The following is an 11,981-nucleotide window of genomic DNA, read 5'->3' as shown; positions in this document are numbered from 1 at the left end:
GTGGCACCTGCGGCACTCAGCTTGTCATTCACCGCTCTCACTCCAGATTCTAATCCCCCTTCAAGACACAAGCGGCTTCAGCCGCGAACACCGGCAACGCCGGTGCCATCCACCGCGTCGCTTGCTTCGCGGCTGAAGCCGCTTCCACTGGGGTTGTGTGCTGTCAGTAGGACGCCACCACAATCGACACCCGCCGGTTCTCGGTGCGCCCCGCACTGGTGCGGTTATCCGCCACCGGCTGGCTGCTACCCAAACCTCGGGTATTGATGTTCTGCGCCGGCATACCTACGCCGATCAACGCCTTCGCCACGCTCTGTGCCCGGCGTTCTGACAGCTGCTGGTTGTAGGCCGCCTTGCCCGAGGCATCGGCATGGCCATCGACCCGCACACCCTGGATGCCCACGCCCAGTAATGCCTTGCCAATACGCTCGACGATCGCCTGGCTAGCGCCGTTGAGGCTGTCCAGGTCACTGCCGAACAGCACCTTGCCCGACAGATCAAACGCCCAACCCTCGTCAGTGGGGGCAAAGCCTTCGCGCTTGAGCACGGCGACCTGTTCGGCCGTCAGCCCTTTCTGCGGAGTGCTCTGGCAGCCGGTCAGCGCCAGCAAGGCCAGCAGCAAGGCGACGAATGGAAAACGCAAACGCTGTATCACGGTTCAGCTCCTGTTCTTGATTTCGGCGGCGGACCGTTCCGTCTGCGCCGCTTGCCACTGGCCACGGCGCTTGCGCTTGGCCTGGTACATCGCCGCGTCTGCGGCATTGAGAAGGCTGGCGGAGTCGTCGCCATCCTCGGGGTAAAAGGCGATGCCGACGCTTAGCGAAGTGCTGATGCTGCCACCACTGTCCAACAGCATCGGCAGGTGCATGCTGGCGATGATCTTCTCGGCGATGCGCTCGGCGTCTTCGCGTGATTGCAGCGGAGTCAGCAGCACGGCGAACTCATCGCCGCCCAGGCGCGCAACCAAATCGTGCTCGCGCAGCTGAGCGCGCACACGGTCGGCCACGTTGATCAGCACTTCGTCACCCACGGCGTGGCCGAGGTTGTCATTGATCTGTTTGAAGTGGTCGCTGTCGAGGAACAACAGCGCCATGTGATCCTGCTGCCGCGCAGCATTGCGCAGGCTGCGGCTGAGCCGGCCCTCGAAGAAGGCGCGATTGGGCAGGCCGGTGAGGCTGTCGTGGCTGGCCTGATGCGCCAGGGTGGCATTCTCGCTCTGCAGGTGGCTGTGCCAGACCTCCAGTTCATCGAGCAAGGCGTTGAAGTCGTTGCCAAGCTCGTTGAGTTCGGCAATGGGCGCTTCCGGCACGCGGCGGTCGAAACTGCGCTCGCGGCGGGCGCCGTGGGCGACACTGGCCAGCGCACGCAGCGGTCGGACGATATCGCCGAGCAGGCGCCGCGACAGGTACAGGGCGACAAACGCGCTGAGGGCCGTACACAACAGGATGCCGCCGAGGCCGCTGAGCAGGAACAGCAACAGGCTGCGCCCCTGGCCGGTCAGCTCGATGTGCCCGACGTTCTGCTGCTGATGCATGATCGGCAGATGGATCGGTTCACCCTGCAAGGCCGTTGCCACCTGTGCTTCCAGCTGCCCGAGCATACCGTCAGCGTTGCGCCGCCAGTGCGCCAGCAGCTCCCCGTCGTTGTTGAACACCTTGGCATCGGCCACTTCTTCGGACCGGGCGATCAATTCCAGCGCCTCGTTGGCCGCAGCACTGTCATCGAACACCACGGCGGCTTCAACGGTGTAATTGATCGAGCGGGCGATCAGGTGCAGGTTGTGATCCGCGTAAACGCGCAGGGCGAGCACACCCAGTACAGTCAGTGAGATCCCGGCCAGGCCGACAGCCAGCAGGGCCACGCTAAGGTGGCCACGGCCGAGTACCGAGCGCAGCGTCGGACGAACGCGTTTTTGGCCGATGGGCTTCATGGCTGCACCGCCCGGCGCCGCGACAATTGCAGCACGCTGGGGTGGATACGCACGCCAGAACGTGCCACGGAGTCGAGGTTGACCTCGAAGGCTACCTGCTGGTCACTCACTCGCAGGCAGAACAAGCTGCCGACCGTGCAGGGGTCGTCGGCTTCGCTGATGCTCAAGACCGGGTGGCCGCTGACCGCCTGGAACAACCGATCACGCTGCCCGGGGTCAAGCTTGCCGATATACACCGCATCGCAGGCCTGGGCCACTTCGCGGTCATCGGCAAGCAGGCGGCGCACCTGCAGCGGTTGGCCGGAGTTCTGCAGGTTGCCTTTGATCAGGTCATCGGCGTATTCGGTGGGGCCTACCAGACACAGGCGCAGCGGCACCGGTTCGGCTGGCCAGCGCGCATAGCTGAGAATGCCCAGCACTACCTGGGTCACCGCCCTGGCCCGCTGCAGGGCCTGCAAAGAGGTGGCCGAATCTTCCGCCCAGGCAGGGCCTGCCAATAGCAGCAGCACGGCCAGCAACAGCGAATGCACACAGCCCGTCATTCGTTTCCCGGCCACTGTCATGTGGGAAATCTCGTAAAGTCCCTTCAGATGTTGGCGCAACGATAGCACAACGCCGCCAATCCAGTCGGGCTATACCTGCTCGAGCATCAGCCCGGAGATCCGCCTTACCTTGCGCGCCACGGCCTCCTCGAAAATGCCCTGGCGTGGTTCGATCAAGCTGAAGCAGTGCTTGGCCCGGGTAATACCGGTGTATACCAGTTCCTTGGTCAGTACCGGGTTGAGCGCGTCCGGCAACACCAGCGCAGTGTGGCTGAATTCCGAACCCTGGGATTTGTGCACGGTCATGGCGAACACCGTTTCCACTTCGTTCAGGCGGCTGGGCAGGACGAAACGTACCCCGCCGCTGCCGTCGTTACGTGGGAAGGCCACACGCAGCAACGGCTCACCCTGCTCATCCGGCAAGCGCAGGGCGATGCCGATGTCACCGTTCATCAGGCCGAGGCCGTAGTCGTTACGCGTTACCAGCACGGGCCGGCCCTCGTACCAAGGCTGCTGGCTGTCGATCAGCCCGGCACTGTGCAGCACGCGCGCCACCCGCTCGTTCAGCCCTTCGACACCCCAGGCGCCCTTGCGCACCGCACACAGCAACTGGAAGTCTTCGAAACTGCGCAGCACCTTGCCGGCCCACTGCTCCCAGCATGGGTCGTCAAAGGCGCTACCCAGTGCGGGACGGAAGCGGCCGATCGCCCGCAGGTAGCTGCGATAGCCTTGTGGGCCTTCGGCACCGCGGTTGAGGCCATCGAGTATCAAGCGGTCGAACGCGCGATCGTGCTCACCGCGCAGGGCCAGGCCGAACATATCTGCTGGCGGCATCGTCAACAGGTCGCGTGCCGCCTGGGCCTGCTGGCGATTGACCAGGCGGGCCAACTGGCCGATGCCGCTGCCTTCGCCAAAGCGCCGGGAGAACCGCAGCATCACCACTTGTTGGGCCAAGGGGTTGCGGTGTGCGTCGCCAGCCTTGAGGCCGCTGTCGGCCAACGACTGGCCGCCGATCTGCTCCAGCCAGGCCTGCGTTGCGGGCGAGTAGCAGCCCTCTTCGGCATCCCGGCACAGGTCCCCGAGCACCGCGCCCGCCTCCACGGAGGCCAGCTGGTCCTTGTCGCCCAGCAAAATCAGCCGTGCTTTGGGTGGCAGTGCATCAAGCAGGTTGGCCATCATTTCCAGGTCGATCATCGACGCTTCATCGACCACCAGCACATCCAGCGGCAGCGGGTTGCCGGCGTGGTGACGGAAGTGCCGCGAGCCTGGGCGGCTGCCGAGCAAGCGGTGCACGGTGCTGACATCGGTGGGAATCTGCCGGCGCACATCGTCGCTCACCTGCAAGCGCTCGACCTGCTGGCCGATGGATTCGGTCAGGCGCGCGGCGGCCTTGCCGGTCGGTGCCGCCAGGCGAATGCGCAACGACCTGCCCTGCTCCACCGCAGGTGCCTGGAGCAAGGCCAACAGGCGCACGACCGTGGTGGTCTTGCCGGTACCGGGGCCGCCAGTGATGATGCTGAAGCCTGCGCGGGTGGCCAGGGCGCAGGCCAGTTTCTGCCAGTCCACCTGGCCGGCCAAGGCGCCTTCATCGAACAGCTGCGCCAGGCGCGCCGGCAAGTCTGCCGGGGCCGCGTCAGCCTGGCTGAGGCGATGGCGCAGGGCTTCGTCGATCTGCCGCTCATAGCTCCAGTAGCGGCGCAGGTACAGGCGCTCGGCGCTGATGACAAGCGGTCGCGCGTGCTGGCCGGGGGTGTTGCCAGCGGCCACCAAGGGGCTTGCGGCAATCCGTTGGCGCCAGGTGTGCAGATCGAGGTTGGCGAGTAATTGCGAAGGCAGCAGCAAGGGGCCGGCCAGCGCATCGCCTTCCGGGGGCAGCGACAGGGCGAAGTCCGGCTCGGCGAGGGTCTGCTGCAAGTCGAGACAGACATGCCCGTGGCCTAGTTGATGGCTGGCCAACGCGGCAGCCAGCAGTAATAGAGGGTCACTGCCGGGAGCGCGCTCTTCGAGGAAGGACACGAACGCACGGTCGAGGGCGCGCAGCCAGCCACGCTCGACCCAACGGTCGAGCAGTTGCAGCAGGTCTGCGCTGTTGCGTTGGGGGGCCAGCGCCAACAGATGCTCGGCGTTCAGCGGCGTGGGCAAGAGGTCATCGAGGGTACGGCTCATGGCGCGACTCCGGCAAACAGGTCCTGCTGTTGAGGGGTGTGTACACCCCGGAACAACGCGTCGAGGGCCTCGATCAGCTCGCGCGGCGGCTTGGCGAAATACACGCCATGGCCACTGCTGTTGGCGCCGCGCAGGAAGATGAACAAGGCACCGCCGACATGCAGGTCGTAATCGTAATCGGGCAACCGCGCGCGCAACTGGCGATGCAGGGCCAGCAGATAGAGCACGTACTGGAGGTCGTAGCGGTGCGCGAGGATCGCCTTCTCCATGGCCAAAGCGTCGTAAGCCTGGATGTCCGGGCCGAGCCAGTTGGACTTGTAGTCGGCCACGTAGTAGCGCCCGTCCATCTCGAAGGCCAGGTCGATGAAGCCCTTGAACATGCCGTTGAGCAAGGTCGGCTGAGCGGCCGGGCGCGCTGCGCCTGCGTGGGTGTGGCGGGCCACCAGCCGGTCCAGTTGCTCGGCGTCGACCTGGTGGCTGGCAAACCAGAATTCCATTTCGATCTGGTAGTGCTGCAGGTGCGCCAGTGTCAGGGTCGCACCGTGGGCTGGCAGGGGCTCGCTGAGCAGCTGCTGCAGCCATTGGCTGAGCGTTGGAATCCAGCCGGTCCAGTCGCGGCGGTTGCAGCGCTGGCCCACGGTGCGCTCGATCAGCTTGGGATTGGCGGCGACTTCGGCAAAGCCTTCGCGGCCGGCCCATTCGAGCAGGCCATGAAGAAAAGTGCCGGGATTCGGCCCGCGTGGGAAGCGATGGATGTCGCCGCCGTCAGCAGGCACTTCGCGCAACACTTGCGCGTCCACGACCTCATCATCGAGCAGCTGCTGCGCCTGAGAGCTATCGGCCCCCAGCGTCTGCTCACCTACCCGCAAGGCACTGTAGGACGCGATCCACCAATGCTCTGACGCTGCGCGACGTGGTTTGCGGGCAGGCAACAGCTCGTGTTCATCGTGGGGCGTGCGGTAGCACGTGTCATCGACCTGCGGCACGCCTGGGCAGGTAATGTGAGGGCAGCCCTCCAACAAATGCTGCAGCCACTCCCCCAGTTGTGCCGAACCCTGCAACGGGAGGCCACCGCCAAGCAGGTAGCCGAGCGCGGAACGGTGCAGCTGCGAGCTCTTCTGGTTACCACGCTTGAGGTCGGCGACACCCAGCCAGCAGGCGTGTTGGGCGCGAGTCAGGGCCACATAGAGCAAGCGCAGGTCTTCAGCCAGGCGCTCGTCATCGGCCAGGGCTATTTGCGCCTGGTCGGGGCTCAAGGTCATCTGCGCGTTGCCTTGGCTGTCATGCCAGGCCAACGGCAGGCGGCTGCCGTCCACCGGCTTGTGGGTACAGATGAACGGCAGGTAGACCAAGGGGTATTCCAGGCCCTTGGACTTGTGGATGGTTACCACCTTGACCAGCTGTTCGTCGCTTTCGAGGCGCAGGATCTGCTCATCACCGGCCTGGCCGGAATGGGAGAGGTGCTCGGCAAGATGGCGAATCAGCGCCTGCTCGCCATCCAGCTCGCCGGCCGCCTGCTGCAGCAGCTCGGCCAGGTGCAGCAGGTTGGTCAGCACCCGCTCGCCATCGCTGCGCGCAATGAGCGTGCGCGGCAGCTGGAAGTCGTGCAGCAGGTGCCGCAACATCGGCAGCACGCCCTGGCGCTGCCAGGTGTCGCGGTAGCGACGAAAACGCATGACCCAGGCTTCCCAAACGCGCTCGTCCTGGTTCAGCTGGTCAAGCTCGAGCAATGACAAGTCCAGCGTCAGGCTGGCAAGGGCGGCTTTTAGCAGACGCTCGGAATCGGGCTCGGCGCAGGCCTTGAGCCAGGCCAGCAGGTCATGCGCCTCTTGAGCGGCGAACACCGAGTCCTTGTCCGAGAGGTACACGCTGCGCACATCGCGGGCGGCCAGCTCTGCACGGACCAACTGTGCCTCGTGACCGTCGCGTACCAGAATGGCGATGTCGGACGGCAGACATGGGCGAAGTTCGCCGTCAGCCTGACGTAAGCCGCTGACGCCGTGTTGAGCACCATTTAGCAGGGCAACAATGTGGCTGGCGCAACTGGCTGCCATTTGTTGTCGGTACAAGGTGCTTGATACGGGTTCATCGCTTTCCAACTTCCAGCATTGCAGGGCAGCACTGGTTTCGCCGTTGATCTCCAGCTGTTCGTTGCGCCCTTTCGCCCGCACCTCGATGAACGGCAGCGGGTTGTCGTCGGCTTCGCGGAACAGGAAGGCGCCGCGCCCTTGGTCACGCGCTTCGGCCTGCAGGAACACCTGATTGACCGCCGCCACCATCGCTTCGCTGGAGCGGTAGTTGGTGTCCAGGCTGTGCAGCCGACCGGCTGTGGCACGTCGGGCGGACAGATAGGTGTAGATGTCGGCGCCACGGAAGGCGTAGATCGCCTGCTTGGGGTCGCCGATCATGAACAGGCCGGTTTCCGCGCGGTTTTCGCTGATGCAGTAGATGCGTTCGAAAATCCCGTACTGAACGGGGTCGGTGTCCTGGAATTCATCGATCAGCGCGACCGGGAACTGCTCGCGTATCAGGCTGGCCAGCCGCTCGCCTGCGTCACTGGCCAAAGCATGCTGCAAGCGCAGCAGCATGTCGTCGAAACCCATCTCGGCGCGGCGGCGCTTTTCCACCTCGAAGCGCGCTGAGACCCAGGCCGCGGCGTGTTCGAGCAAACGTGCATCCGGGCTGGCCAAAGCCTGCAACTGTTGCGGCAGGCTCTGCATGGCATGCAGGCCCGGGTGTTCAGGCGGTTCACCGACCTTCCAGGCTTCGGCCATGCCGTCAGGGGTCAGGCGGGTAAAGCCAGTGCCCAGGTCGAGCTCCACTACCTGCTCGTCAGCGGCCCAAAGGCGCAGCTTTTCCATCCATGGTTCGAAATAGCGCGCCTGCAGCTTGCGACCATCCGCCTGCTTGGCTGCCACGGCATCCCGGCAGATCTGCTGCAACTCGTCGGCCCACTGCAGCCAGGGCGCCTTCAACTGGCGCAGCTGGTCGACCCGTTGCTGCAGTGCATCATTGATCAGCGCTTGCGGATCCTGCTCGTCCTGATCGGCACGCACGCGGCCAAACAGCGGACGGATCCGCGGCAACAGCGCATCGGGACTGCTCCAATGATTGCGCACCCAGGCCAAAGCCTCGCCCTGCATGCCGTAGCAAAAGCGCCGCCAGTAGTCGCGCATGACCTGGCCGAGCAAATCGCTGTGGTCGGTTTCCAGGCTTTGCGTGAACAGGCTGCCGCTGTCGAAAGCGTGCTCGCGCAACATCCGCTGGCACCAGCCATGGATGGTCGAGACGGCCGCTTCGTCCATCCATTGCACGGCGACTTCAAGACGGTTCGCGCAGCGCGGCCAAAGGTCCTCAGGGTAGTCGTCACGCAGCTGGTGCAGCAGCGGATCGGCGCCTGGCAATTCGCCGCGGAAAAAACGCGCCGCTTCGGCCAGCCGCGCACGAATGCGCTCGCGCAGCTCCTTGGTGGCGGCGTCGGTGAAGGTCACCACGAGAATCTGCGGCGGCAGCAGCTCGCGGCCGAAGCCTTGATCGCCACCATGGCCGAGGATCAGGCGCAGGTACAGTGCAGAAATGGTGAAGGTCTTGCCGGTGCCGGCGCTGGCCTCGATCAGTTGGCTGCCGTGCAGGGGAAAACTCAATGCCAGGGGACGGACCTGGGTCATGCGCCACTCTCCGGATTGCCCAGGGTCTGCCAGGCTGCGCTGAATAACGGGCGGTACAGGGTTTCGCACCAGCCTTCAAAGGTTTCGTCAGCGCTGAGCGCGGCGAAGTCGCGGAACTGCCGAGCCAGGGCCAGGCTTTCGCTGCGCTCACCGAAGCTGGTGCGGCCGTCGCCCTCGTAGGCACGGGTGGCGGCGGCGAGCGCTTTATCAGGGTCGTCCTGGGCCAGCCAGGCGAACGCGGTCTTGGCGGCTACCGGTAGCGGCGCATTCATGGCGGCCTGGCGCGACACCAACAGATGCCCCAGCTGCTCGGCAGCTTGGTGTTGTGGCAGCGGTGCGAGCAACAAGGTCACATCACTGGCCAGCAGTGCGCTGTGTAGCGGGTAGCCTGCGGCGCAAGCGGCGAGGTGCATGACCCAGCCGCTGATCAGGCGGTGCCACTTGAGGCCATTGCGCCCGGCGCTGATGGTGTTTGGCACCGTGGTAATGCTCAGCAGGCTTTTATCATCAGCCTGATACACACGGCCAAGCCAGCCTTCAAGGCGATGGCTGCCGTGCTCGAAATGAATCGGCAGCGCGCCATCGACCACGTCCGGCCAGCGTTGCAGAAGCTGGCGGTGACGCTGTAGCAGGTCGGGCAGCGGCTGAATCAGCTCAGCCTGCAGCAACTCGCCGAACCCGGCCAAGGGCAGCATGCCGCAAGCCTGCAGGCGGTGCGCCTGGGCCTGCAATGCCTGTTCAGCGTTTTCCGGGTCGGCCAATGCGGCGCCGAGCAACTGTTCGCTGGCGCTGTAGCGCTGCAGTGCGTCGAGGACGAAAGGCTCTTCATCCGGCGTCGGGGCTTCGAGCGCCTCGAAGAACACTTTCAGCCGCTGGCTGAAGAAATGCCTTACCGGGTGGCGCAGAAAGTCCTGCAACTGCGTCAGGGTCAGGGCTTCATCGTTGCTGTAAGGAGGCAGAGCGGGGGCGGGCTGTTGATCCTCATCGACTTGCTGGTGCAGCAACTGCCACTCATGGGCATAGCTGAACAGCGCACTGCCCTTCTGGAAGTAGCGGGGGCTGAACGGTTGCAGCGGGTGCTCTTGCGTCAGTGCGTGTAGCAACTGCTCGCCCGCCTGCGGGTTATTGCCATCACCGGCCAGCCGCCAGCCGCCGGCGAGGTGATCGCGCAACTGGCCGATGAGCACCGAGGCCGGGCGCTCGCTGTTGTCGCGAATGCTGCGGCCTACCCAGCTGATGTAGAGCTGGTCGCGTGCCGACAGCAACGCTTCGAGCAACAGGTAACGGTCATCCTCACGGCGCGAACGATCGCCGGGGCGGTAGTCGCTGGCCATCAGGTCGAAATCCAGCGGCTGCTGGGCGCGTGGGTAGTCGCCATCGTTCATGCCCAGCAGGCAGACCACCCGGAACGGGATGGCGCGCATGGGCATGAGCGTGCAGAAGTTCACCGAACCTGCGAGAAAACGCTGGGACAACTTGCCTTGGTCGAGGCCGGACAGCCAGGCCTCGCGGATAACCGTGAGCGGCAGCAGGTCTTGCAGGCCGACGGTTTCGCAGACCTCCAACCAGCTATCGCGCAGCTCCTGCAGCTGCATCAGCAGGTACTCGTCGTGCTCGTCCTCAGCGAGGAAGAACACCTGCAACAACGCATTCAGGCGCTCGCCCCACTGGGCTGCCGTGGCAGGTTGGGACAAGGCCTGGTTGGCCACATCGAGGGCGTCGAGCAAGGCGACCAGCGGGCCGATCAATGCCGCGTCCAGGCCGCCGATTTCGTCGTAGGGTTCGATGCCGTCGCAGCCCTCGCCCATACCGACGGCATACCCCAGCAGCATTCGCCGCAGGCCGAACCGCCAGCTGTTCTGCTCCAGGCCTTCGGGCAGGCCGAGGGTTGCCCGCTGCTCGGCATTCAGGCCCCAGCGGATACCGGCGCCTTCGATCCAGCGGTGTAGAGTCGGCAGGTCGCTTTCGCGGATGCCGAAGCGCGCGCGCACCGCTGGAACGTCCAGCAGGTCGAGTACTTCACTGACGGCGAACCGGCTGTCTGGCAGCTTGAGCAGATGTTCCAGCGCAATCAGCAGCGGGTCGCGCCCTCGCTGGCCCTGGTCGGTCAGGGTGAAGGGGATGTAGCGCGGGTCATTGCGCTGCAACTGGCCGAATACGGCGCGAATATGTGGCGCATAAATGTCGATTGCCGGGAGCATGACGATGACGTCACGCGGGCGTAGGGTCGGGTCGGCACTGAACCGCGCCAACAGCTGGTCGTGCAAGATCTCCACTTCACGCTGTGGGCTGTGCGCGATGTGAAAACGCACGGAACGGTCCTTGGCTGGATCGACTTGAGGCCACAGTTCACGGGTTTCAGCGAGCGGGCGCAGTTCGAGGATATCGTCCTGCAGTTGATTAAGCAGGTTCGTCGGCTCGCTTTCGCTGAACAGGTCGATGCGGCCATCGCTGAATACACCTTGGTAACTGCCGGGGTCGTCGTAGCTGTCGAGCAGGTTGATGTAGTCACGGCCTTGCTTGCCCCAGGCAGCCAGCAAGGGATGAGCGTGCTGGTGCAATGACTCGTCGTCCAACTGCAGCGGCATGCCCTGCTTGCGTTGCTGGCGCTTGTACTGGTGGCGCAGCAGATCCTTGTCGGCAACGATGTCGGCCCAGTGATGGCGACAGGGGTTGTGCACGCACAGCAGCACTTGGCTGAAACGGGCGAGCCCCGCCAGCGCTTCCAACGCTTGAGCGGGCAAGGAGGAGATGCCGAACACGATCACCCGTGAAGGCAGGCCGGCAGGTGGCAGCTCAAGGCTGTTGATGCGCTCGATGAAGCGTTGATGCACCCCAGCCCGGCTCTGGGCCATGCCCTGCTCGCCGACATCTTCGAGCAGGGCTCGCCATAGCTCGGCTTGCCAGCGATTGCCGGGGGCCAGTGGTTTTCGTTCGCTTCGGGCGGTGTTGAGTATGTGCTCACCGGCAGCCCAGTCCTTGAGCCAGTCGGCGCGGTAGACCTGATATTGATCGAATAGGTCAGCCAAGCGTTCTGATAGTTGATAGCGTTTGCGCAGGTCACTGTCATCGGTGAGGAAGCGCCGCAGAGGTTCGAAATGCGGGCGCTCGATGAGCGCTGGCAGCAGGCGCATGAGGCGCCAAGTGAGAGGTGCCTTATCAAGCAGAGAAACCTCAGGAATCTCCTCACGGCCCAACATTTGTCTGTAAAGCTGCCACATGAAGCTGCCTGGCAACTGCACATCGATGGCAGCGGCAATGCCACAGCCTCCCTGATCATCGTCGAGCGGGTCTTCGGCCAAGGCCAGCTTTAGCCATTGGGCAATGCCATTGCTCTGTACCAGGGCGATCTCGTTTTCCAGAGGTGCCAGCGGATAGCGGCGCATCCAGCTCACCACCAGGCTGCGCAGGTCGTCAAGGCGGTTGCCGTGCACGATCATGAAGCCGGGGTGGAGTGAGGTGGAATTGGCCATTGAGGGTTCTCTAGAAGGCGGCTGCGAACTGATAGGGAACGATATCACGGCTAGCTGCCGTAACCGGGCTAAGTAAAATCCAGAAAAGACAAAACCCCTACCTGCTAGCGCAGATAGGGGTTTTGCGAAATGAATCTTGACGATGACCTACTCTCACATGGGGAAACCCCACACTACCATCGGCGATGCATCGTTTCACTGC

Annotated in this window: 6 protein-coding genes; all 6 read right to left on the bottom strand. The window is 64.3% G+C overall.

The genetic code is table 11. From position 1 onward, the window contains the following. Nucleotides 1-163: 163 nt before the first annotated feature. The 6 genes from ACIPZF_RS26025 to recC all read right to left on the bottom strand — a co-directional run bounded on the left by ACIPZF_RS26025 (nucleotide 164) and on the right by recC (nucleotide 11,779). Nucleotides 164-655, bottom strand: a complete 492-nt coding sequence (locus ACIPZF_RS26025) for an OmpA family protein (protein ID WP_400804930.1) — start codon at nucleotides 653-655, stop codon at nucleotides 164-166. A 3-nt stretch (nucleotides 656-658) separates the two neighbouring features. Beyond that, on the bottom strand, nucleotides 659-1,930 hold the full coding sequence (locus tag ACIPZF_RS26020; RefSeq protein WP_400804927.1) for a diguanylate cyclase domain-containing protein: 1,272 nt from the start codon (nucleotides 1,928-1,930) through the stop codon (nucleotides 659-661). After that, nucleotides 1,927-2,493, bottom strand: coding sequence for a YfiR family protein (locus ACIPZF_RS26015; RefSeq protein WP_400804924.1), 567 nt, complete (start codon nucleotides 2,491-2,493; stop codon nucleotides 1,927-1,929). The genes ACIPZF_RS26020 and ACIPZF_RS26015 overlap by 4 nt, the downstream gene beginning before the upstream one ends. Before the next feature lie 69 nt (nucleotides 2,494-2,562). Further along, nucleotides 2,563-4,638 carry an exodeoxyribonuclease V subunit alpha gene (recD, locus tag ACIPZF_RS26010; RefSeq protein ID WP_400804921.1) on the bottom strand — a complete coding sequence of 692 codons (2,076 nt, stop codon included), beginning with the start codon at nucleotides 4,636-4,638 and terminating at the stop codon, nucleotides 2,563-2,565. Then, nucleotides 4,635-8,306 carry an exodeoxyribonuclease V subunit beta gene (gene recB, locus ACIPZF_RS26005; protein ID WP_400804919.1) on the bottom strand — a complete coding sequence of 1,224 codons (3,672 nt, stop codon included), beginning with the start codon at nucleotides 8,304-8,306 and terminating at the stop codon, nucleotides 4,635-4,637. Before recB ends, recD begins: the two co-directional genes overlap by 4 nt. Continuing rightward, nucleotides 8,303-11,779 carry an exodeoxyribonuclease V subunit gamma gene (recC, locus tag ACIPZF_RS26000; RefSeq protein WP_400804916.1) on the bottom strand — a complete coding sequence of 1,159 codons (3,477 nt, stop codon included), beginning with the start codon at nucleotides 11,777-11,779 and terminating at the stop codon, nucleotides 8,303-8,305. The genes recB and recC overlap by 4 nt, the downstream gene beginning before the upstream one ends. Nucleotides 11,780-11,981: the final 202 nt, after the last annotated feature.

Source organism: Pseudomonas sp. NPDC089752 (assembly GCF_044748725.1).
In the GTDB taxonomy this organism is placed as follows: domain Bacteria; phylum Pseudomonadota; class Gammaproteobacteria; order Pseudomonadales; family Pseudomonadaceae; genus Aquipseudomonas.
The sequence above is the reverse complement of the archived record's forward strand: the minus strand, read 5'-3'. Positions and strand labels throughout refer to the sequence as shown.